Source organism: Bartonella sp. AC535YNZD (assembly GCF_042196625.1).
Lineage (GTDB): Bacteria > Pseudomonadota > Alphaproteobacteria > Rhizobiales > Rhizobiaceae > Bartonella.
This window is the reverse complement of sequence record NZ_JBHIQP010000011.1, coordinates 28,060-52,394: the sequence shown is the minus strand read 5'-3', so window position 1 is coordinate 52,394 and position 24,335 is coordinate 28,060. Positions and strand designations below refer to the sequence as shown.

At 40.5% G+C, this 24,335-nt stretch carries 18 protein-coding genes and 1 pseudogene; 5 read left to right on the top strand and 14 right to left on the bottom strand.

Annotated elements, in window-relative coordinates; genetic code table 11:
• Nucleotides 1–1,351: 1,351 nt before the first annotated feature.
• From ACFIM8_RS07170 to ACFIM8_RS07120, 11 genes are all read right to left on the bottom strand, one after another.
• Entirely contained in the window at nucleotides 1,352–2,356 is a 1,005-nt protein-coding gene (locus ACFIM8_RS07170) for a phage tail protein (RefSeq protein WP_375614718.1), read from the bottom strand.
• Complete coding sequence (locus ACFIM8_RS07165) at nucleotides 2,353–3,492, bottom strand: tail fiber domain-containing protein (protein ID WP_375607021.1); 1,140 nt, start codon at nucleotides 3,490–3,492, stop codon at nucleotides 2,353–2,355. Before ACFIM8_RS07165 ends, ACFIM8_RS07170 begins: the two co-directional genes overlap by 4 nt.
• On the bottom strand, nucleotides 3,489–3,941 hold the full coding sequence (locus ACFIM8_RS07160) for a hypothetical protein (RefSeq protein ID WP_375607088.1): 453 nt from the start codon (nucleotides 3,939–3,941) through the stop codon (nucleotides 3,489–3,491). Before ACFIM8_RS07160 ends, ACFIM8_RS07165 begins: the two co-directional genes overlap by 4 nt.
• 370 nt (nucleotides 3,942–4,311) lie before the next feature.
• The gene (locus tag ACFIM8_RS07155) at nucleotides 4,312–5,775 is read right to left on the bottom strand and encodes a hypothetical protein (protein ID WP_375608194.1); all 1,464 of its coding nucleotides are present in this window, start codon (nucleotides 5,773–5,775) and stop codon (nucleotides 4,312–4,314) included.
• A 781-nt stretch (nucleotides 5,776–6,556) separates the two neighbouring features.
• Complete coding sequence (locus tag ACFIM8_RS07150; protein WP_375607023.1) at nucleotides 6,557–7,252, bottom strand: hypothetical protein; 696 nt, start codon at nucleotides 7,250–7,252, stop codon at nucleotides 6,557–6,559.
• A gap of 83 nt (nucleotides 7,253–7,335) precedes the next feature.
• Nucleotides 7,336–8,454 (bottom strand): N4-gp56 family major capsid protein, encoded by a 1,119-nt coding sequence (locus ACFIM8_RS07145; RefSeq protein ID WP_375607024.1) that lies wholly within the window; start codon nucleotides 8,452–8,454, stop codon nucleotides 7,336–7,338.
• 274 nt (nucleotides 8,455–8,728) lie between these two features.
• Nucleotides 8,729–9,505, bottom strand: a complete 777-nt coding sequence (locus ACFIM8_RS07140; RefSeq protein ID WP_375614717.1) for a hypothetical protein — start codon at nucleotides 9,503–9,505, stop codon at nucleotides 8,729–8,731.
• A gap of 179 nt (nucleotides 9,506–9,684) precedes the next feature.
• On the bottom strand, nucleotides 9,685–9,834 hold the full coding sequence (locus tag ACFIM8_RS07135) for a hypothetical protein (protein WP_375614716.1): 150 nt from the start codon (nucleotides 9,832–9,834) through the stop codon (nucleotides 9,685–9,687).
• Nucleotides 9,835–9,943: 109 nt separating this feature from the next.
• Entirely contained in the window at nucleotides 9,944–11,767 is a 1,824-nt protein-coding gene (locus ACFIM8_RS07130; protein ID WP_375614715.1) for a portal protein, read from the bottom strand.
• A complete protein-coding gene (locus ACFIM8_RS07125; protein WP_375607027.1) occupies nucleotides 11,767–13,128 on the bottom strand; it encodes a PBSX family phage terminase large subunit in 1,362 nt (453 codons plus the stop codon). Before ACFIM8_RS07125 ends, ACFIM8_RS07130 begins: the two co-directional genes overlap by 1 nt.
• A gap of 1,142 nt (nucleotides 13,129–14,270) precedes the next feature.
• Nucleotides 14,271–14,600 carry a hypothetical protein gene (locus tag ACFIM8_RS07120; protein WP_375614724.1) on the bottom strand — a complete coding sequence of 110 codons (330 nt, stop codon included), beginning with the start codon at nucleotides 14,598–14,600 and terminating at the stop codon, nucleotides 14,271–14,273.
• A gap of 795 nt (nucleotides 14,601–15,395) precedes the next feature.
• On the opposite strand from ACFIM8_RS07120, the gene ACFIM8_RS07115 reads away from it, so the two are divergent.
• The 3 genes from ACFIM8_RS07115 (at nucleotide 15,396) to ACFIM8_RS07105 (ending at nucleotide 18,442) form a co-directional block, all read left to right on the top strand.
• Complete coding sequence (locus ACFIM8_RS07115; protein WP_375614714.1) at nucleotides 15,396–15,764, top strand: helix-turn-helix domain-containing protein; 369 nt, start codon at nucleotides 15,396–15,398, stop codon at nucleotides 15,762–15,764.
• A gap of 550 nt (nucleotides 15,765–16,314) precedes the next feature.
• A complete protein-coding gene (locus tag ACFIM8_RS07110) occupies nucleotides 16,315–16,683 on the top strand; it encodes a helix-turn-helix domain-containing protein (RefSeq protein WP_375614713.1) in 369 nt (122 codons plus the stop codon).
• 1,387 nt (nucleotides 16,684–18,070) lie between these two features.
• Nucleotides 18,071–18,442 carry a helix-turn-helix domain-containing protein gene (locus ACFIM8_RS07105; RefSeq protein WP_375607029.1) on the top strand — a complete coding sequence of 124 codons (372 nt, stop codon included), beginning with the start codon at nucleotides 18,071–18,073 and terminating at the stop codon, nucleotides 18,440–18,442.
• A 1,274-nt stretch (nucleotides 18,443–19,716) separates the two neighbouring features.
• Here ACFIM8_RS07105 and ACFIM8_RS07100 read toward each other — a convergent pair.
• From ACFIM8_RS07100 to ACFIM8_RS07090, 3 genes are all read right to left on the bottom strand, one after another.
• On the bottom strand, nucleotides 19,717–20,112 hold the full coding sequence (locus ACFIM8_RS07100) for a hypothetical protein (RefSeq protein WP_375607030.1): 396 nt from the start codon (nucleotides 20,110–20,112) through the stop codon (nucleotides 19,717–19,719).
• Between the two features lie 271 nt (nucleotides 20,113–20,383).
• Complete coding sequence (locus tag ACFIM8_RS07095) at nucleotides 20,384–20,515, bottom strand: hypothetical protein (protein ID WP_375607031.1); 132 nt, start codon at nucleotides 20,513–20,515, stop codon at nucleotides 20,384–20,386.
• Nucleotides 20,516–20,778: 263 nt separating this feature from the next.
• Nucleotides 20,779–22,014 carry an MFS transporter gene (locus ACFIM8_RS07090; protein ID WP_375607032.1) on the bottom strand — a complete coding sequence of 412 codons (1,236 nt, stop codon included), beginning with the start codon at nucleotides 22,012–22,014 and terminating at the stop codon, nucleotides 20,779–20,781.
• 1,155 nt (nucleotides 22,015–23,169) lie between these two features.
• Here ACFIM8_RS07090 and ACFIM8_RS07085 point away from each other — a divergent pair.
• Entirely contained in the window at nucleotides 23,170–23,541 is a 372-nt protein-coding gene (locus ACFIM8_RS07085; protein ID WP_375614723.1) for a helix-turn-helix domain-containing protein, read from the top strand.
• A 380-nt stretch (nucleotides 23,542–23,921) separates the two neighbouring features.
• Nucleotides 23,922–24,294 (top strand): annotated as a pseudogene (locus ACFIM8_RS07080) (helix-turn-helix domain-containing protein).
• Nucleotides 24,295–24,335: the final 41 nt, after the last annotated feature.

The following is a 24,335-nucleotide window of genomic DNA, read 5'->3' as shown; positions in this document are numbered from 1 at the left end:
GACAACCTCAGACAACCTCAGACAACCTCAGACAACCTCAGACAACCTCAGACAACCTCAGACAACCTCAGACAACCTCAGACAACCATATGAAAGGCTTTAAAAAAAATTTCCTCATCGAAAATTTTTACAAGGTATTTTTTTAGATTATACTCTATTTTCCACCTAAAATGTTGACTTTATCACCTGATAATCAAAGAAAAATGTTTGATCACCTTGCATGCTGTATCAACCTTTCCCAAAATGACAACGCCCACACCGGTCTTTAAATAATGCCAATCAATAAACAATAGTTTGTAAACAATCTGGCTTCTTATCTAACAGATTTAACTTGGCTTTCCCCTTCAAATGCCTCTTTGTAATGCGTCCCTATTTAGAGTTACTCTACAAAAAAAACACTGCTTTAGGAATACTCACAGACGAAAAACACCCTATGCATAAAATTTTAACCGCATCTCAAACAATGGTATTTTACAACACAACGAAACAAACTATTGTCTTACAGATTTTCTCGTATCACTCTCATCCTGTTTCAAGAAGTTTCCTGATAAGCACAAAATGCCATCTCAGAGAGTTCAATGCCTCACCATACGTTACAACGCATCACCAACCTGCTGCTTCTAGCCAACAGTACACCCATTTTGAAAGCAAAGAGGAGCCTTTTTTCCTACATGCTTTGCCAAAAAAGGGAGTGCTTCATTTTGCCTTTTCTCACTTTAAATAAACATATCCGTTGACCTCTTCCCACCACCCTCAAAGGACAAAGGTTTTAGCCCCACATCGGTTTGTAAACAATCCAACTCCTCTGAAGGAGCTCCATATCTGCTCATTATTTATATGATTCACTTGCATAATACTTAACCAAGCAAATCCTCCCCAGAACAGTTGCTAATGTATTAAATACTTTAAGCTATCTTACTGATATCACCACCTTCAATAATAGTGTTTTAATGACGGTACTTTACGCTATAATAGGATAAAATTATCTAGGGGCTTTTTGTCATCGCACAGCAGCGGTTTAAACCCAGCACTTGAAACAATGGATCACGATACCACAAGAGAGAGGCATTTGGGATAAAATCTTTATTCCTCAGCAAAAAACGCCATGAATAAAGAAAGTTTTTTGTTCTTTCCCTATCTTTAATAATCACTGTCTTGATCCTCTAAAGAACAATAGATAAACTCACCTTTAGGCATCCAACAAAGGCAGCACAAAAAATAAAAGAATAAAGAGAGTTGAGTTTTTTTTCTAAAGCGCCTCAAAACTTTCTGCACAATATATTCTATAAGACTTTTTTCATAACAAACATTTTGCAAGCATTTTTATCTTTCTCTCACACAGCTTTCATTCTCAGGCTTTGACAGCATAAACCACCGCCACATTGACAGGACGTGTTTCATCTCCCCCTGTTTTTTGCAACAAGACCTTATGTTCATGCTCTCCCGCAGGACCTGTCAACAAATTTTTATTGTAAATTTGAGCCAGATTTCTATAATATTCACCGTGATTCATATCCCAAACTACCTTTTCAATCATGGGGTAACTATGCTGGTGGTTACCTGTTGAATTTGTTTTTCCTTCATGGGTATGAGATTTAAAAGACTCTTCTTGTCGACTTCCCAAGCGACGTCCTTTATCAATTGCTTTTCCACTATCGAGCCCCCGTAAAAACATTCCACGCAAATCGGGAACATTGAATGTTGTTCTCCCATCTCCTTTTCCCCATGTTTCTCCCAAAACAGCAAAGAGATTAGCATAGTTCCTACGCGAATATTCTTTACCATCACACAGCAGCCATCCAGAGGGTATTTTTTCTGTAGCAAAAGTCCCAATAAATCCAGAAGAAAAAGTTTCAGGCAAAGGAGGAAAGGGAGGGATTTCAGGAAGTTTTATAGTAGGATTGGTTAAAAACCAGCCATCAGCATTTTTTCCGGCAATATCACGCGTATAGACGACTTCATAAAGCCCCCCCTTTTGAATTTCCTCCCCTTTTAAAGGCATGATACCCTCTGGCGTTGCCATATAAGTTGGTCGTGGAAGTAATTGATTCAAAGAAATATTTGTCTTTCCTCTATTGACGCCTTGTGCTTTAAAGCGCACAACAATGCCATCCATATAAGTCTCAAAAAAAGACTTTGTTGCCAAACGAAGTGATGTCCTCTCGTTTTCCACATCGACAGTAAACTGTGTTTCAATCCCGCCCCCATTATCCAACAAATATTCTTTAATGCGTTGCATCATAGCGCGAGCACTATCATTGACTGTGCTTGGCGGTTGCCCTTCTGCCCAGTTTATACTTTCATCGGCATAAGCATTTTCTGATGCAACAATTGACCAATCATAAATCGAACTCATAGAAGATACTCTTTTTTCAAAAAGGGAAAACGAGCAAAAAATGAAGAAAAGAAAGCCGCAACTTTATTTTTAGATGCCGGTATTTTTTCCATTTTCACTTTTTCCATTTTCAAACCTATTTTGTCATAATCAACATGCAATAACTTTGTTTTTGCATTGACATAAACAGCTTCAGGCTTCACACACAACACATCTTGCGCCATAACGCCCTGATAACGTTGTGGATTTCCTTTATAATTAAAGGTATAAAGTGGATATCCCTTTTTCTGCCCCACAGGGATAATATTTTCTTTTGCTCTTACGTCACAAAGCCCTAAAATTCCTCCGACCAATCCAAGCACTTGCTGCGCATCACGCAACGGATCTTTTGTCACAGAAGGTATTGTTGTAGATTTTCCTGAAGTTGTTCCGTAATTTCCAGCGGCCTGTGTTCCTACCTGTAACAAGCGTTCTAAGCGATTCCAATCTTGATTATCTTTTTCTGACCATTTTTGGCGCTCCGCATCTAAGACATTTTGACGATTCATATCTTGAATCATTCCTCCTTTCAAAGCATTGCTTTGCGCATTACTCTGTCCTTGATAATAGCTATTTGCTGCATTAACCTGATCCTGCTGAGAGCGATCAATCATCTGGTTCGCGTTCATCATATTATTAATATCTTGATTATACTGCTGTACCGCAGCATTTGTTGCCAAGGCGCCTAACTCATCGGCCAGCACACCAGTATGAGCGCCAGAACCATAACGTCCTGCCCCAGACATAGATTGATTAATCGCATCAGAAGTTTTATTCAGAGCATTTTGCAATGCAGTATTAAATTTACTATTGCTTCCAATCCAGCTTCCCTTAGCCATACCGGAAAGATTTGTAGCGCTGTTGGTTGGTGCATTCAACCATTGCGTTACCGTTGGATTATTATAGAGCCCTGCTGCTTGTTGTAAACCAGTTAGCGCATTTTTTGTCATATCGCTAAGACCGGCAACTCTCTCTCCCTGATAAACGTTTCCACCAATTCCTTTATTATAAAGTCCAAGCGCGTTAGCACTGGCTTGTTTAAGAATATCAGCGGCCCAAGCGGGTGGTGCATTTGTTTGTGTTGTTGTCTGTACTTGAGGTGTTTTTTTTCTACTCATGAACCCAGAACCTTTCTATATTGAATAAGATTACGAGAATATCCGTGATGAGCGAGCTTTTTCGCCCATCCAGTTCTTCCAAACATGTGCATTTCGTCCGCATTGATTGTTCGCGCCCATTTTTCGACTTCATCAATCAACTTGACCAATTTCAGCCCTCCCTCTCCCGCAAGATCTGAGAGAACGACGCATTTTTTTCCCGTATGGGTTATTTCAACTTTGGTAATTGCAAAAGCACTAAATTGGATTTTATTTTTTAAGACCAGCCACAATTGTGCTTGTCCTGTAGCGATTTCTTCAGCAATTTTTTCCAGACAAACATCATCCGGAAAGCGCTGCGCATATTTTTTCAATGCAGCATTGAGTGCCTCTTGATAGGGAGCTATTTTTTCCCATGGCCACTGCTCTGTCAGATGAGCAGAATATAAATCTTGACTCTCAAGCATCATAATTTGGGCTCTTTTAGCTTTGTCACCCCCTCTTTGAGCAATACGCATCCCCATGCATACTTCACGCATTCGTGCTTACCGCACAACTTTCAAAAAGAAGAAGAGAGACACCACAACAAAAAATAATCCCCCATCATCCCTTGTAACAAGAAATAGGGAATACGCCATTCCTACTTTATAGAAACCATGGTGCAGCCTATTTTTCCTTTATTGCAGAAAAGCATGAAACATAACGCACCACATTGTTCTTTGATATTATAAAGGCTTGGGAAGCCTATGGGGCATTTGTTCTTTAATAATAGAGGCTTTGAGCCTATCGCATGGTATTACAAAGGGCATGCCTATCGCATGGTATTATAAAAGGGCATGCCTATCGCATGCCGGCAGACGTCAATTCCACATCAAATCCGGTGACATGAGTCCAATTCACCCCTTCAGGAATACGCAATTTAAAGCGATAAAACCGTGCCCTTGCGCGACAATGAATTTGTCCAGTATTATAAGAGGGTTGTTTTTCTGGCAACCAAACAGTTTCCTCTTCAAGAGATTGTCGAAAGCGCATTCCCACAGACAAATAAAACTTTCCACTATTGACTTGAGGCATAATATTTTTCACGCGTGTTATCATGCCATTTGTCTGTCCCATTTCTTGTGATGTCACGACACAAGCCATAGGACACCCAGAAAACGACCCCAGTCTGCCCTGTTGATCAAATGCCCCCAGCATAGGTGATTCATTTCTCCACACTTTACTATCAAGAGAAAAGGACAAATCGTCAATATTCTTAGTCACAAAATCAAGACCTTCTAGGGTTGTTCCGGCTAAGAAAATAGGCAATATCATTTTGATATCGACGAGAGCTTTTGTCCATTTTTGCAATCCCCAATCATAAATGAGCAAGATCCGTTTATGAATGTTCTCATCAGAATCAACCATCCAATAAACACGATTATACACCCCATCGATAGCAGCCGACAGGGTGTACAGATTATCCTTCCTTGATTTTGCTGTCATCGTTCGATCCACTTTTTCGAACCCAATAGGGATAATCTGTCCCTCATTTGTTATTTGATAAAAACCGCCCTCATCGGCAAAGAATGCTAAATCGCCCCGACAAACGATTGATTCAGCATTTTTAGCGCCTCGTTTATCGTGGATTTTTTGGAAACTAAAAATAATCTTTGATCCAGGGATAAAAGAACCGGCATAGATTGCAGAACGCATAAAGATAATTGGATTTGTTGTCTCGGTTGCCCCTTGGACGAATCCGCCATCAGGAAAATCTTGATAATCACAACTTTTTTTCCCCACGGTCCAAAATTCAGCATCATTCAATCCAGACCAATGAACCCGTCTTGGATTTTCGGTTAATTTCATCAAACAAACGAAATCTCCCCAGATTCGAACAATCCCCGCTTGTGGCGGATTACCTCCTAAATTTCTAAATGTTTTATCATGGTTAATATCGATCACTTGTGGTCTATCATTGGCATTAACAGCAATGATCAAATCACCAAACAAAGCAAAAGACCACGGAGCATCGATATTAGCAAGATAAGATTTTCCTTTTTGGCTAATATCCCTCCACTTCATTGTTGTATTATCAAGCAAGTAGATTTTTTCTCTTGTCCCAGCAATAATAGAAACCCCATTTTTTGTTTTAACCGCAAGAGCGCCTAAAATTGGCTCCGGACAAGGCTCTGATAAAGGTTCAAAACTTGGCATAGGAATATAGGAGCCATCAGCTGGAAGCACATTAACAAGTTCATCGGTAAAAATTCCATTGATATCCGCCACATCGGGTCGATAATCAGCGATTGGGAAAAAAGCCATCAAGACCCCCATAAAATCTTTGAAGAGCCCAGTGCCATTCAAGACACCAAGGCTTATTAATAATAAAAAAAACTACAAAAGCCTTTAGAACAAAACTCTAAAGGCATAAAATTTAAGAAAATAAACAACCTTAGGTTGTTTAATGCATCAAAAAAACGATACCATCAATAATAGCCACCCCAACGCCATCCACCAGCGCCAAACCAAAATCAACTGCCCGCAATCACCCACAATGACGGGGGAAAAAGCCATTAAGGCCCCCATAAAATCTTTGAAGAGCCCAGTGCCATTCAAGACACCAAGGCTTATTGATAAAAACTATAAAAGCCCTTAGAACAAAACTCTAAAGGCATAAAATGCAAGAAAATAAACAACCTCAAGTTGTTTAATTCATCGAGCAAAATGTGACCATAAAGAATGGTGGAGCCCAACGCCATCCACCAGCGCCTAACCAAAACCAACCGTCGTCACCAATCCCCATGATTGGGAAAGAGCCTTAAAACCCTTCATAAAATCTCTAAAAGAGCCCAGTGCCATTCAAAACACCAAGGCTTATTGATAAAACTAACCATAAAAGCCCTTAGAACAAAACTCTAAGGACATAAAGTACCATAATACACAACCTCAGGCTGTCTCATTTATCGAGCAAAATGTGACCATAAAGAATGGTGGAGCCCAACGCCAAACACCAGCGCTTCACCATCAACACCCAACGCGCATCCAACCATAAAGGACAAACCAACCTTCAACGCCCGCCATAAACGATTTCGAAAAAAGCCTTTTAAAAACGCATTGGACGAATTTTTGAAGAACCTTTTCGACGCGATGTTTCAATACGCAAAGCTTGAAGCTGTTCTTGAAAATCTCTGAAAGAAACGGCGGCATATTCAGGATCTTTAAGGATATTTTTATACAATTCATATTTTGCCCGCGCTTTAATAAGATCAAAAGCATGAAGCAACCAAGGATTATCATCTTCTCTCAGCTGTTCATCCGCAATATGAATAGGAGCATACGAGAGCTTTACGGTTTCCACATGTTCTGGTGTTGGAAAGAGACCTATTTTTTGATCAAGGTACGTATAAAAGAATGGCGTTCCCAGTACAGGATGCGCGCCATATTGTTGATGCAACACTTCCAAGGGCTTAAAGAACAATTTTGTTGGTGTTTCATCGTTTGTTGCTAAAAAGACGCTCTCTAAAACCTTTTCTGATTTAATACAAATTCCCTCTTCTTGCCCATACCATGTTTTACCACTTTGTGTTTTAAACGTCCTTTCTCTTTTTTCATTAAAGAAAAAGGGTTCGCGTTCACACAAACGCAAAGCCGTAAAAATTGAATCTTGAATTTGCAGGGAATATTCCGCTGTTGTATCGTCAATTTCATCTTGAATAAGCGCGACCATATAAGCAAAAGTTTTAGAATGGTCTGAATGTGTAAGGTTTAGATTTTGGGGATCAGTGGATAAAGTGGTCATAAGCCTGTCCTTGTTTCTGGAAGCATTTTAAATTTTTCCCCCAACAGATCCCTCTTGTTGGGGGAAGAGAGCAAACATTCGCTTTAAGCGGGCGCTCCATAAGTTGGGATGACGATAGTGCCAAAATCCTGAGCCCCTTGCGTACTTCCTGGCAAGGTAAAGCAAGTTTTTTTCATACCGATAATGGTTTTTGCCGCGACCCCGAATTCTCTTTCATAGTCGAAGAGTTCTTCCACCAATTTATAGCGTGTTGCTCCTCGATCTTTACCAAAAGCAATCACAGCACTCTGCGCACCAAGCAGAACAGCCCGCCGCACATTTGGTACAGCTTTATTTGCCGTCCCAGATTCAACCCCTTCGGTAATATGTTCAGCTTCGCGTAAAACCACACCATTATACATGCCCAAAGACCCATCATAGAGCGGATTTTTGATACGACTTCCACTATAGATTGCCTTAGTAATGTCGAGCCATTGCCCCGCATCTGTATTGGTTCGCAATTGCGTCACTTGGGTTGGATGGAGATAAAGCACATAGACATTTTCGCCATCAATCCGCACAGGTCTAATTTTAGGATTTGCCAATTTAGCCCGTTCGACAGCTTTATCAATGAGCTTAAGATCAAAAACATCGCCTTCTTTTAAGTCCTCATCTTTTGCTTTATCGTTAGGACGTACCACGCGTTTATTGGTTGGTGCCGTTGGCGCATTAAACCCATAATGGACAGGTTTAAGAGTAATCGTACGTCCCTCAAAGTTAATAGCTTTTGCGGTATAACCACACACTTGAATGAAGAACATCATACTCAGACGATCTGCATACCAATCAACCAAACCATTTTTTGCCTCGGTGCGCAAATCATGGAGAATTCGTTGCTGATCAATTGTTCCCTCATTTTTGACACGCACAGCATGAACGAGTTCATTAATTGCCAAGCGATCATTGAGAAACTGTAAAGCTTCTTCATTGCCTTCCAATGTCTGCCCTTCACTCACCCCATCGCCTAGCAACTGCACACGCAAATTAAAGCTAATGGCATCCCCACTTGCTTTCGTGGTTTCATCCTTTAATTGTACGATACTGTTTGAATCATTTCCAATCAACGGTGCAATTGGAAGTGCTTTTGAGACTTCTTGGTTTAATAATTTAGACCATGTGCGCACTGCCATTGGGTCATTAAGTCCGATATAAGTTACAGTCATTTTGTCCTCTAAAAGTTTTATTGACATAAAAAACCCGGCAAAGCGCCGGTTGTTAAAACACCACATTTTATTTCAAATGGTGAATAGTTTGTTCGTGAGTTTTATCTAATTTCTGTTAGCGTCTGCCTCCTCCTTATAAGAGCTCTCCTCACCGCATCCGTGCTTTGAGAAATCCCCACTCCCCCCGCCCCTGTTCCCTCAAAAAACGCCTGCCACCTTCACGCCCCAAAAGCCGCTCCACGTTCCCGCAAAAGACCCTGCCACATTTTTGTTTTTAAAATTCTCTTCCCCCCATTAAACGATTAAAAGCAGCTTTATTTTTAGGATCAGCAACCCAAGCGCTAAATTCTGCTTCTGACATTTTATCAAGCATATCCAAAGAAATCGGCCCATTTGGCGTTAAACCGTTATAAGCAGCAAGAGTACGCGCAGAATTGTGTCTTTCCTGTAAATTTTCATCCATGTTATTGGGAACATTTGTGTAGCCAATTTTTTGTGCAATCGTGTAAATCACTTCAGCAGGGTTTTGATTTTTTTGCGCACAATCGTGCAAGATCTGCTTCAACTCATCACCAATTATCGCATCAATATTTTGGGGATCTGCCATCTCAGGATAGAGTGAAGCACAAGCAGCCAACTGTTTAGCCCGCGTTTCATAAATAAAATCGGCGGCTTGATCAAAATCATGATGTTTTTGTTTAACACTGGCAACAGACTGTTGATAGAATGCGTGCAACTGTTCTGCTTCACAAACAGTCGGTTTATCTTGGGGTTTTTCATGTAAAAGCCCTTGTTTTTGGAGTGTTTTTCCCAACCATTGCATATAGCCCATAAAGTCTTTTTGTGGATCTGGTGGAACATCTTCTCCTCCTTGAACCTCTTTTTCTACCTTTTGCGAAGAGGACTGTTTTTGATGCGTTTGCCCTTGGAAATTATCTTCAAGAGTTTTTTCTTCTCTTGCAATTTCACCATCTTCTCCCTCTTGTGTTGAGACCAGAAAATCTTGTTTTAATTGGTTTTGTTCTGCCGGCGTTAAGTGTTCTTGATCCATGACATTAGCCTTTTCTTTTTTTTAACAATAAAATTAAATTTTTCAGATAAAACAGCCTGTGAGCATTTATTCCCTCAATGCTCTCCCATCACTTGGGCTCCACCATTCCCCACCATATTCACCCCACATAACGGCAAGACTCCCTCTCTCCACCTCGATTTTTCCCCAACAATCCTGCCCTATAAAACAGTTCTTTTAAGAAAAGGGAGCCCATGCACACTATGGAAATCGATAAGCCCATTTTGCGCCCACCATTCCCCACCATATTCACCCCACATAACGGCAAAACTCCCTCTCCACCCTGTTTTCCCCAACAGGAATAGTCCCATAAAACAGCTCTTCGAAGATAAAGGAAGACGACATTATGCTATGGAAATTGTATCGATAAGCAATTTCTGGTAGATGGAATTTATCAGAAGTCGCGCATGACAAAGCGTCCTATTGTTGAGCCTTTACTGTCTGCAACATCTGCATTATCTGCTCTGTTCCCACATTACCCCCCATCTGTGCTGAGGCATTTTGCTCTTCTTGGAGAGCGTTTTGCGCCTTTATAGCGATTTTATGAATGAGTGAAGCGGGTAAAGGCGAATAGCGTAAAAGATCGAGCATAATCTCTGGCGTTGCAAAATTTTGCATCAAAGGAAGCAATTGCATGATCAATGCAAAAGTACGCTCTTTTTCATTAAGACTTGTTGGCGCATCATCCACGACAATATCATATTCCAAACTTGTCACCATTTCGCGTGTCAGTGGAACATATTGAGCATTTTCATCCCCGGCAATACGGACCAACCGCCCATCGGAGAGATAATTTTGAATAAGATAGAGAATAATTTTTCCCTGTCGTTGCCGATATCGACGCAACCCATCAAAAAAGGAAGCCAAAAGATTAAGTGACGATTGTCGCCGTTGTTGTTCAAGAATGCCAGGCTGATTGACAGCTCGTGTCCCAATAAATTCAGAAGACAACCCCGTCACCTGTTCGAGAGCACTCTTTGCTTCATTAAACAATTGAAAAAAACCTTGCGGAAATTGTGCCACGGGTTTAGGCTGGATTCTTCCGCCAGAGACAGCCCCACTTTTCAACCAAGTAATGCTATCGGCTCTAGCCCAACTCTCGACGGCTTGTCGATCATCATCAAAAGCATCGCGTTCTGCCATAATGCCGCCTTTTGATTGGCTATTGAGCAAATGCATCACTTGACTAAAATATTTGTTTGCCCACCGTTGCGGATCTTTTGTTGGCTTAACAATTCCGTAAAATTGTCGGCTTAACTTATCAAAAGTACCGGTAATACACTCCCATCCCAATTGATTGGGTGGAACCAAGGGCTTATCAGGCGCTTCGAGCAGCTTTCTGCCCAAAAATGCCCGTTTGACAATTTTTTTGGTCAACTTTGTTGCTTGAATATGAGGAAAGGTTTTGCTTAAATTTTGGAAATCCTGCTCTGAATAATCGATAAATTTTCCACTTTGCGGCTCAAGGACTTTATAAACCACCTCGCGTTCAAACCAGCGACATTCTGCCAATGTCACCATTTTAGGACGTTGATAACAGCTTGCCTCTTCTCCCTCTACCTGATAACTTTGTGTTATCCCATTGCTGGTTGGCTGTAAAAAGCTCTGATGTTTCACCCAATCAGCATGAAGATCGCTCCAATGAACATTGGGAAACATTTGCTGCGCTACGGCAAGAGGTTTTTCATCAATATACCATAAGCGTTGAGCATCAATGAGATTAGACTTAACAGCACTTGCATCCCACACCATTTTCATAGGGTCCAGCCGCGCAATGATTGGTTTTCCTTGTGGATCTTGTTCATAATCAAGGCGTGTATCTGTCCAGCCCATGCCGCAAATAATTGCATCTTGAAAAGCATCGGAATCTTCGTATTCGCCGTCGGCTTCATCGCGAAACCATTCGGCTGCTCCTGTCAGAATCTGATTAGCAAAAGCTGCACCTTCTTGTCGTGGAATAAATTGGACTTGTCTTTTATTATTGCGCTCAGCACCGATCACAGCATTAATTAAAGGTGCAATACGGTTAAAAGTCATCACCGGTCTGTTTTGTTCGTGCAAGACGGCAAGGTCTTGCTCATTCCATTGCCGCCCATTATAAAAATCGTAATCTTCTTGGGCATTTTTTCGCCATTTTTCGACATGGGTAATATCATCCTGATACCAACCCACGAGTTTTTTAAAAAGAGCTTGATTTTCAAGCGTTTCGATTTGATCAAAAGAAGAATTTGTAGACATATTCATTAAAAAGCCATCCATGAAGTTTGAGAATGGTGAGAAGAGCGATAAGTTTTTTTTCGCACTCTAGCATTTGGTTGTTCATAAGCCACACACATCAGTCCAAAGGCATCGGCCCCATGGCTAGCCCAATCATGTTCAGCCCCTAGACCAATATTGCGCTGTTCATCACGCTTTTCATGATACCAGGCGAGCGCTTTTCTCCCCGCAGATGTTGTTTCACGATTAAACCATAGTGCAGGAAACAACCGCCTTACGGCTTCGATACGCATTTTAACAGCGCCTGTTCCTTGATTAGGAATTATTTTGGTTTGAAAACCAGCTTGTTGAAGAGCACTTTCAAAACTCACATTATAGACACGATCTTTTGTTGCGCCATCATGAGGCAAGACCATAAGAGCCTTATCATATCCCTTTTGAAAGACCCACCCCACATGCTCTGAGAGAGGTTGTCCTTGGGCTTCATAATAATCGAGCACTCGGATTTCCCGTCCAACAAACTGCGCCACCCACAATGCGGTAGCATCGGCCTTTGCACCTGTTCCCCCAATATCCCAAAAGATTCTCACCTGCATCAAAGGGTCCCGTGGAACAGTGGTAATCCGCCCTTCCATCTCGGCTTCGAGCAGACATTTCTGATAATAAGCGCCTTGCACAGCTTGGAGATATTCTCCTTCCCAAATATGGTTATACTGCTCTGGTCTTTGCTGTAAATCGTCCATTCGATCACGATTGAGTTTTTCAGGAAATTGCGGATTATCGCGCCAATTGATTTCCACCCCTTTGATATGAGGATTATCGACATTTCGGAAACGTTTTTCCACGGGTGCATTTTCATGGCATGGGTTCCATGTCACCCATAATTCTGCATTCCAATCTTTTCCTTCTTCGCGCAAAGTTGGAATAAGTGTTTGCCAAGCGGTCTCGGTCACGGGCTCCGCCTCATCCACCCAACAAAGGAAGACGCGCCCCATTGATTTAATGCTTGCGATATTGCGATCAAGCCCAGCAAACACATAGACAATCCGTCCATCTTTTGACTTAATATATTTATCGCCGATTTCATAATAGTCTTGTAAAAAAGAATAAGCTTCGATAGCGCGTTTAATTTCTTCCAACGAACTTTCATTGAGAGAATTTTGAAATTGCCGTGCACAAAGGATAATACCGCGTTCTCCAGCCATTCCATGGCGATATCCCACCACGGCCGACATCAAAGCAAAAGAACGTGTTTTTCCAGAACCGCGTCCTCCCCAAGCGGCTCGCACATCGGCATTTCCAGTAAAAACAGGAATAAGCTTTGGAATAAGAGCTACTTGAGCCGTTTTCTGCTCAATTTTTTGAGAAATTTTCTGAACCGTTGTCATTATAAATTTTCATACTTTAGCAATAATTGCGCTGCACCCTTTTGCTTATCCCAAATTTCATTATCCCAGAGCAATTGAACAAAAAGAGCAATTGAACGAAAAACGCCCTTCTCAAAAGCAGCGCTTTATCTTTTCTTCATCGCACATGTTCAATAAATTTCACTTTTTTACATGAGATCCCCTTGACTCCACCTATGCGCCCCAAGCCCTCAAGGCACAAAAGCCCCCCCTCAAACACCGCGCCTGTCATCCCCCAACCACAAGCACAGTATCCCCCCAAATCATAGCCTCAGCACACGCTCTCAGGCATATCCAAAGCCCAACATCCTCCAAGACCATGCCTCTCAAGCATCACCAATCCTCACACTTTATCCCCCAAGATACCCCACCAAAACACATGCATCCCGCAAGCATAACACTTCTCTCAAGTTTCATGCCCCTCACCCATCAAAACACTGTTCCATATCCACCACACAAATACCCTGCACCAAACCCTCCAGCACACGGGCCCTTACGGCATCATTTACCAAAGCCCCTTCCCAGTATCACGAGCGCCTACAAGCACGATAGCCTCCGCTTCAATCCCCTCAAGATAGGCAATCACCAAAGCATCCCCCTTCCAAGACATCACCCCACATCATCCACCTCAACCTAACATTTTTCAATATCACAAACCTCAGTTATCGAGGTATCACACTTCTCCGGTTCAGTATTTTTGGGCTTCACTGGCACAATCTCGATACACGAAACTGCTTTAACATCTCCCCCATTTCAATAACGAGAAAAGACCAAACCTTCACCAGAAATCCAAAACAGCAAATATCATCAAGCACTCCCCAACATCTTTCAGGTATCGCGCCCCTCACACATCGCCATAAAAGCATCTTGCCCTCGCCGCTTCACACAGACCACCCCAGACACCATGTACCCCCCAAAAAACACCATATGCACCGAAGTCTCCTCCAGTCCACGCCCTCATGCTTCCCCCACCAAAGCCCAACAACTTCACAGCTCACACGCCTAAAGCACACGCCCCTCACCGCAATTTCAATCATAAGCTTTCAGACAAACACCTAGCATCCCCGTTCAAAGACTATATCCCTTAAACATCATATGCCCAACCCCAACATTTTCTCGTAGCTTCAAGCCTCAGTGACCAAAGGATCAGGCTTCTCCGGTTCAGTATTTTTGGGCTTCACTGGCACAATCTCAATACGCGAAACTGTTTTAACATCTCCCCCTGCTTCTCCCGTAACCTGAAGAGGCAAGACTTTTGCCAACAGCGAAAAAAAAGGAACAGGATTATTCAACGCATGATATTGAAGATAAGACACCAGCCCATCCTCACCATAGTGATATCCAGCCTGCTCAGCGGCTGTCAAAAGAGCTTCATTAAATCGCTTTGTTGTTTTATTCAAAGTTGTTTTTTTACGCCCTTTTCGACGTAAGGGAAGACAATGTTCACCTACCATCATCATGTTCCTTCCAACTAAAGAAAAACCAATACTTCAAACACAAAAAATGACATGAAAATCAGCAACAAAATTTAACAAGCCATCAACAATAAAAAATGAGACCACACCCTAAAAGACAAGAACCCACATAAAGCCCAAATCCTCCGCATAATTTTACAGATACACGTTTTTACGCTTTTCCATCTTTACAGAAAAAAACCAAATGAAACGCCCACATCACCACCCCGCTCTGCTCTATAAACACGGATTTGTCAACAACTCAGCTTCTCACTCTAACGGATTCCCCTGCTGATTATTTCATATGGCTATCTCACACTTCAAAGAATGGTGTTTCATCAAACACGCCAGATAAACTCTGATCTACAATTCGACTTCAGAAAGCAAATTTTCCTCTGCTAAATAAAGCTTCCACCCCGCACCGGTTTTAAACTATAATCCAACCTCTTACCCAATAAATTCCCCTACTAACATCAGATTACCGCCCCCAAACATCCCTATTTTACAGTATAACCGTACAGCAAACATTTTAATTGTTCTTGCCAATCTTCCGAAACTACTTTACTGATAGGCTTGTGTTTTTGATCGTCCACGCAACGGTCAAATAGGGAGTTGAAAACCCGAACGCTCGGTACATAAATTTATCCCGCTTTGCGGATATCCCGGAATTCCGGGAGTTTTTGCTATGTCCAAGTGCTTTTCAGCACTAAAAGCAAAAAGCTGATCCGAGTGTCAGCATTTTCAACCTCCCGGAATACTCATGCGAGGGCGCTCGCAACCGGAGGGGAGCTTGAAGTGCGAACTAAAAATTCACATTTCAATGATATTTCAATAGGCAAAAGAATCCGTCACAGACGCATTTCAATGGGGCTTTCTCAAAAGGAATTAGGAAGCCATTTAGGTGTCAGTTTCCAACAAATCCAGAAATACGAAAAAGGTTTAAATCGTGTAAGCGCGGGGTGTTTGCTCGAAATTGCCAAAAAACTAGAGGCTCCTATGAACTTTTTTTATGCGGACCTTTTAACAGCAGATATTCCCACAAAGGAAAATGCTCTCCCCCATGATCAAGACACCTATAGCGAAAAAGAACACGCCCTTTTAAAAAACTTTAGAGAACTCGAAGCGAAAAAACAGAAGGCAATCTTGTGGTTGATTTCTGATTAGACAAAAGCGCACCCGTCAACATCCCTCACCAATATATCCAACACCCTTAAAATATAAGCTTCAGATCACGACACCTCAAAGAAGGCAATTTTATCAAACACGCCAGATAAGCTCTGATCTACAATTCGACTTCAAAAAGCAAATTTTCCTCTGCTGAATAAAGCTTCCACCCCGCACCGGTTTTAAACTATCATCCAACCTCTTCCCCAGTAAATTCCCCTACTAACATCAGATTACCACCCCCCCCAAACATCCCTATTTTACAATATAACAGACTAGAAAATCTTTTAATTGTTCTTGCCAATCCCTTGAAATTACTTTATCACTCAAAGGATATTTTGATCGTCCACGCAACGATTAATAAGGGATAGTAAAGCCCTAAGCTCTAGCGTAAGAATGAACCCACTTTGTGGGTGTCCCGGGATTCCGGGAGTTTTTGCTATGTCCAGGTGTGATAAGCACTAAAAGCAAAAATGCTGACTAGAGCTCAGTACTTTACTACTCCCGGAATACCAATGCGAGGGCGCTCGCAACCGGAGGGGAGCTTGAAGTGCAAACTAAAAATTCACATTTCAATGATATTTCAATAGGTAAAAGAATCCGCCATAGACGACTTTCAATGGGACTTTCTCAAAAGGAATTAGGAAGCCATTTAGGTGTCAGTTTCCAACAAATCCAAAAATATGAAAAAGGTTTAAATCGTGTAAGCGCGGGGTGTTTGCTCGAAATTGCTAAAAAACTAGAGGTTCCTATGAACTTTTTTTATGCGGACCTTTTAACAGCAGATATTCCCACAAAAGAACATGCCTTACACCACGATCAAGACACATACAGCGAAAAAGAATACGCCCTTTTGAAAAACTTTAGAGAACTCCAGCCGAAAAAACAAAAAGCAATCTTGTGGTTGATTTCTGATTAGACAAAAGCACACCCATCAACATCCCTCGCCAATATATCCAACATCCTTTAAATATAAGCTTCAGATCACGACACCTCAAAGAAGGCAATTTTATCAGACACGACAGATAAGCGCTGCCCTAAAATATTCCCTCACACACTTTTCTCCAGTCAACGCGATTTATACCCCTCTTCATCCCAGCTTTCCCCGCTCCATTCACAAACGCGTCCCCTAGTTCTCCATATTCCATGCCAAGACAAAAGCATACAACACATAAATCCTTCACTTCAATTTTACAGATTCACGTTTTTACGCTTTTACATCTTTACAGAAAGAAGCCAAACGAAATTTTTCCCCCAGCGTCTTACACTGCGTTGTCAAGAATCCGACATCTTGTAGCAGTTTCCTCCTACCAAGCACTTAGACAGATCAGCACACCATACCCCTCAAACAACGGATTCAACAAGCAAGCCTTCTCTGAATATTCTTACACCCATCCCTCTCCAACACAAAGAGCGAAAGCTCCTACAAATACCGATCAATTCCGCTTCGAAGCAAAGACCCACCCAAAAGACAAAGCTTCACACACACACCAAAAAGCTTCTCCCACAGCGCCAATTTTCACATGCTTCATCCTAGCTTTCCACTTCATTTGCAGACTCGTTCCCCAGTCCTCTCACCCCATTCCATGCCAAGACAAAAGCATACAACACATAAATCCTTCACTTCAATTTTACGGATTCACGTTTTTACGCTTTTACATCTTTACAGAAAACAACCAAACGAAATTTCCAAACCAGCCCACCACTCAATAAACAAGAGTCTGTAAACAATTCAACTTTTATCGCGTATATTGCACTTGGGAAACACCCCTCACCACCCCTCAAAGGATATTGTTTCACCAGACACGGATAGATAACCCCTACCCTCAAATATCCAGACACTCTCACAAAAAGCACCTTATTGATATGCCCGAATTATTGATATGCTTGAAGATCCGTCGACGGCATATCCTTGCCTCTAATGCCCCCATCTCACCCTACCTCAAATGACAATATTTTACAGCATAAGGCATAAGGCATAAGGCATAAGAAGATAATGAGACAGTTTTTAAGATACAAAAAAATGCTCTCATTTTCCAAATCTTTTAATTGTTCTTGCCAATCTTTTGAAATTACTTTATCACTCAAAAGGTGCCTTGATCGTCTACGCAGCGATCAATAGGGAGTTGAAGCCCGAAAACTCAAACATTAATTTACCCCACTTTGTGGGTATCCCGGAGTTCCGGGAGTTTTTGCTATGTCCAAGTGCTTGTCAGCACTAAAAGCAAAAAGCTGATTTGAGTTCAGTGCTTTCAACCTCCCGGAATACTCATGCGAGGGCGCTCGCAACTGGAGGGGAGCTTGAAGTGCAAACTAAAAATTCACATTTCAATGATATTTCGATAGGCAAAAGAATTCGTCACAGACGCATTTCAATGGGACTTTCTCAAAAAGAGTTAGGAAGCTATTTAGGCGTCAGTTTTCAACAAATCCAAAAATATGAAAAAGGCTTCAATCGTGTAAGCGCGGGACGCTTACAAGAAATTGCCAACATCTTAAAAGTTCCCATTACCTTTTTTTATGCCGATATTGCGATAAAAGCAGATATTCCCACAAAGGAAAATGCTCTCCCCCATGATCAAGACACCTATAGCGAAAAAGAACACGCCCTTTTAAAAAACTTTAGAGAACTCAAACCGAAAAAACAAAAAGCAATCTTGTGGTTGATTTCTGATTAGACAAAAGCCCATCAATCGACATCCGTTGCCAATATTCCCCTCAGCCTAAAGCCTTGCCCGCCTGATACCACCAGATCTCAAAAAACGGTTCACGACACCGGTTTACGACATCATAGGATAACAAACTTCAAAATAGGATAACAAACACCAGAACCTTGGAAAAACACCCCCACCCCTCTCACAGAATCTTATCAAAAGATCTCATCTGATTTAAACGCACAATTCCGATTGTATCATTATGATACCTTTTTACATTTACCTTGTCAAGTTTTTATATTTTTCTTTTGATATTTTTGTGTTTTTCTTTAAGGGGAGCCACATCCCTCAAAACATCTTTCCTGCAAAATGCCCCTCATACAAAACACAATGTCTAAAACAACAAGAGCTAAAATAGGATTTCCCCTAAATAGGATTTCCCCTAAATGGGATTTCCCCTAAATGGGATTTCCCCTAAATGGGATTTCCCCTAAATGGGATTTCCCCTAAATGGGATTTCATTGTATTGCTCATTCATCCACTTATTAAAAAACACCTCTCAATTCTTCTCACACCCATTTCACGAATATCCCCCATAAAAATATAATTGTTAAGCTCCGCATAGAATATAAACGCCAACCACGATTTTTCTCTCTTCACATCTCTTTACACATCAGCTCTGCAATCTGTTCACAGCTATTCCCCACACACTCTTCTCCAGAAAACGCACTTCAACAACACTCTTCATCCCAACTTTCTCCTCCATTCACGAAGACACTTCCCCCAATCCTTCCCACCACACTCCATGCCATGATAAAAGCTCTCACAAAGCACAAATCCTCCGCTTCATTTTACAGATTCACATTTCTACGCTTTTACATCATTACAGAACGCAGCCAAAGGAAACTCCCAAACCACCACGCGATAATTTGATAAAAACAAAACACCTTTACAACAATCTCAAACAACAGATTTCTGTAAAGAGCTCATATGAATTTGATTGATCAGATCTGACTATTAGATTGGCATATAGAGCCGTAGAACAGAAAGTAATTTTCTATAAGACAGAAACGATAAAAGCGCTATATAACTGAGACAGAACATGAAGAATTGCAAACAGATAAAACGACATCTTTCTTCGTTACAACACTGAAATTGTAAACGAGACTACGAATAACTATCGTCTGAATATGCAATTTCACATCTGCAAATTTTTATTGATTAATTCAATCCCAACATTTTCCCTGAAACACATTTCTTCATTATCTACTTCTTTGAGACAAACCGGTAAAGGGGTTTCATCTATTATAAGTACGGACATAATAACGCGTTACTCCAACCTCATCATAAGAAACCATAGACATGATACCTGTCTTTATTGGCGTTATTTGATAAGTCAAGATTACACCATTTTGCTGTTTGTTTGGTTGATCTGTATAGATCACGTTATATCCATTCCGTCGCAAGAGATCAATAAATACAGGAGTAAAGTTGTCTTCTGTTTTATTTTTTTTCACAATAAGAGTTGTTGTAGCGGGCGGTAAAGGTTTTTTAAGATTACGAACAAAATCGTTAGCAATTAATTTTACATCATCTTTCGTAATATTTGGACTGACATAACTTGATGAATAATTACTGATAGATGCACAACCAGCCACCAATACAAGCGGTAACGGAAATAAATATTTTGACATCTTAACTCCCCTATTAATTGCATTCTCTTCTGAGAAGCTCCTACACCAGAAATAAGAGCCTCCTTTCAAAGAATAGCCTTAACAACATACTGCTTTACTATCAAGCATTAGTTAATCAATTTCTCACTTGTTAAAAAAACGCCACCATCCTCATAGTACTTAAAGCTTATGCTTAACACACAAAATATATATGTTAAAAGTACGAAAAAACACATGTAAAGCATGTAGTATACATATAGTATATGTATACTTACTTTCATGGTGTGTTGCATTACATAAACCAACGCACAGCACCCTTCATTTCCCCTCCATTCACGAAGACACTTCCCCCCAATCCTCGCACCACATTCCACGCCCCCAAAAGCCCAAAGTGACCAAAAACACGCACAATATATGAACCCATAAGTCCTTCACTTCACTTTTACAGATTCACATTTTTACGCTTTTACATCATTACAGAACGAAGCCAAGGAAAGGTTCACCGCCCCGTACCACTCTATAAACAACGGTCTGTAAAGAATTCAAATGCTTGCCTAGCAAGTTTCCACCACTGACCACTCATTCATTTCAGATTCCCCCTTCAAAGAGCTGTGTTTTTATCTCATGAATAAGATAATTAGCGAACCGTCTTTAGAAAAAAGAAAAGGCATGGAGATATCAAATATATCAATGGTCGTCATCGACTGTCGTGTTAAGAGGTGTTAACTCTTTATTTTTCTTAATTTTTACAACGCCAATAATTCCCGTGGAAATAATTAATGCGGACATAGCTAAAAAAGAGCTTAACAATCCCACGAGAGCCAAAAGTCCAGCAATAAAGCCAGAGATTGCTTCCGCAGAGTTCGCTAAAGTTGAAAAGGTTCCAAAACTTTTACCAAAATCTTCACGACGAGAATATAATTGAATAGCTGAGACTAAACCAATATCCACAAAGGCACCCATAAATCCTAAAACAAATGCTAACACGAGAAGGAGTTTTAAATAAAGTCCAGCAGCTAAAGGCATAACAAACAGAATAACCCCATAAAGAAGCCAAAATATCATGAGCTTCAACGATGTAATATTTAATATAATTTTACTATATAACAAACCACCAACAATAGTTCCAACAGCCATGAGAGAAAAAATATAACTAACAAAGTTTTCCTCTCCCCCTATAGAGAGAACAAAAGCTGGAATTAAAAATCTTAAAATTGCACCCGTAAAGAGAATAGCAAACGACGAGCCAACGAGCGTAATAAATAAATTATTATGTTCTGTAGAAATATATTTAAGATATGAAGCTGTTTCTCGATAAATTTTTATAAAATTGAATGATTTATTCTCATTTGAATTTAAATTCGTGAGATTAAATAACACGATAATAGATATAAAATAGGTAAAAAAATCAAAAATGAGTACTGCCGATTTATTTACTAAAAAAAGCAGTATGGAACAAACCAAAGGGCCAATGACGGATGCAGTTTCCATGATAATTTGAGCAATGCTATTGGCCTTTGTAAGATCTTTTATTGAAAACATTCTGGGAATAGCAGCTTGAAAACTTGGTTGGAAAATACTTCTTCCTATCGTTGTACATATTGCTGCAAAAATAAGAACAATGATATGTGCCGTACCTGTTATATAAGTTATAAAAACAAACAATGAAGCTAATAATCTAACAACTTCACTTAAGATGATATTTTTCTTCAAAGAAAAATTATCCGCTAACCAACCTCCTATAGGGCCAAAAAAGAGAAAAGGGATAAATCGAAAAAAATACACAAGACCTGTAAAAAAGGTGTTATCTGTTAATTCTAAGACAAGTAAAATAAAAACAACTTCATAAGCATAATCACCAACTTTAGAAATAAAGAGAGAGCAAAAAAGAGCTAATGGACTCTTTTTTAAAAACAAATTCATATCAACCATCCGATGTTAAACTTAGCTACACTTAAAATTACACTTCCTTCAATACAATTGGTGATATGAACTTCAGAAGAGTCTTTTATTCTAATAAATCGCTTAATAAGTTAAGTGAAAATTTTTAAAGAAATACTCCTATTGATATAAGCATTTACTCTAATATCAAGTAATATCTTTAAAAAAAGAAAGAATGTAAAAACTATTAGATCACAATCTTCCATATTATTACATTGACCTCCACCCCACGTCTCAAAGAATGAAAATTCCCAACCAGCACTAGTCTACAATCCCACTTCAAAAAGCAGCTTTCCCCACAAAATAAAGCTTGCACCCAACCACTCCTCAAGCGACAGCACTTCGTCAGGCTCAACAAATCAAGCCCTATCTCCAAAACCGCCCTCCTTCACGCATCTCTTTGCACCACCGGATTACCCACACTCTCCTCCTATCCATGCGCACTTTCTTCATTCTCCATTCCCCCCTTTTTCTCTCCCATCACACTCTCACAACTTAACAGCACTCTTCCTCCCAACTTCCATTCACGAAGACACTTCCCCCAATCCTCGCACCACATTCCATACCATGACCAAAAACACGCACAATATATAAATCTATAAGTCCTCCGTTTCACTTTTAAGGATATACATTTTTACGCTTTTACATTATTACAGAACGAAGCCAAGGAAAGGTTCACCACCCCGTACCGCTCTATAAACAACAGTCTATAAATGAACGCAGCTTTTTGCCTAGTACCCCCTTACAATCTTCAGTCGCCCCCCTCAAACGACAACACTTCATAAAGCTCAACAAATCAAGCCCTGCCCTCAAATATTCTAGCTCTTCACTCCCCCCTAAAAGAGCAATGTTTTACGGCATAATAGAATAGAAAATTCTTGATTTTTCTTGCCAAGCTTCTGAAATTACTTTATCACTTAAAGTGTAATTTTGGTCGTCTACGCAACGATCAATAGGGATTAAAAACCCGAAGACTTGACACATAAATTTATCCCGCTTTGCGGGTATCCCGGGATTCCGGGAGATTTTGCTATGTCCAGGTGCTTTGGCACTAAAAGCAAAAAGCTGAGTCAAGTCAGTGTTTTTAACTCCCGGAATACCAAAGCGAGGGCGCTCGCAACCGGAGGGGGGCTTGAAGTGCCAACTAAAAATCCACATTTTATCGACATTTTGATAGGCAAAAGAATCCGTCACAGACGCATTTCCATGGGACTTTCCCAAAAAGAATTAGGAAGCCATTTAGGTGTCAGTTTCCAACAAATCCAAAAATACGAAAAAGGCTTCAATCGTGTAAGTGCCAAATGTTTACTGGAAATCGCTCAAAAACGAGAAGTTCCCGTAAACTTTTTTTATGCAGACATTGCCACAAAAGAAAATCTTCCCACAAAAGAAACCCTCTTACACCACAATCAAGAAACCTATAGCGAAAAAGAACACACTCTGTTGAGAAACTTTAGAGAGCTCGAAGCGAAAAAACAAAAAGCAATTTTGTGGTTAATTTCTGATTAAGCAACAGCGCACTAATCAACATTATTCCATTCATATCCCCCTTAAGTCACATTCAAACCAACACACCACAGCCCCTTCAAAGAGCAATGTTTTACGGCATAATAGAATAGAAAATTCTTGATTTTTCTTGCTAATCTTCTGAAATTACTTTATCACTTAAAATGTAATTTTGGTCGTATACGCAACGATCAAGAGGGATTAAAAACCCGAAGACTTGACACATAAATTTATCCCACTTTGCGGGTGTCCCGGAATTCCGGGAGTTTTTGCTATGTCCAGGTGCTTCTCAGCACTAAAAGCAAAATGCTGATTCGAGGTCAGTGCTTTCAGGCTCCCGGAATACCAATGCGAGGGCGCTCTCAACCGGAGGGGGGCTTGAAGTGCCAACTAAAAATCCACATTTTATCGACATTTCTGATTAAGCAAAAGAATCCGTCATAGACGCATTTCCATGGGACTTTCCCAAAAAGAATTAGGAAGCCATTTAGGTGTCAGTTTCCAACAAATCCAAAAATACGAAAAAGGCTTCAATCGTGTAAGTGCCAAATGTTTACTGGAAATCGCTCAAAAACGAGAAGTTCCCGTAAACTTTTTTTATGCAGACATTGCCACAAAAGAAAATCTTCCCACAAAAGAAACCCTCTTACACCACAATCAAGAAACCTATAGCGAAAAAGAACACACTCTGTTGAGAAACTTTAGAGAGCTCCAGCCGAAAAAAAAAAAGCAATCTTGTGGCTAATTTCTGATTAGGCAAAAGCACAACGATCAACGTTATTTGTTAATATATCAAA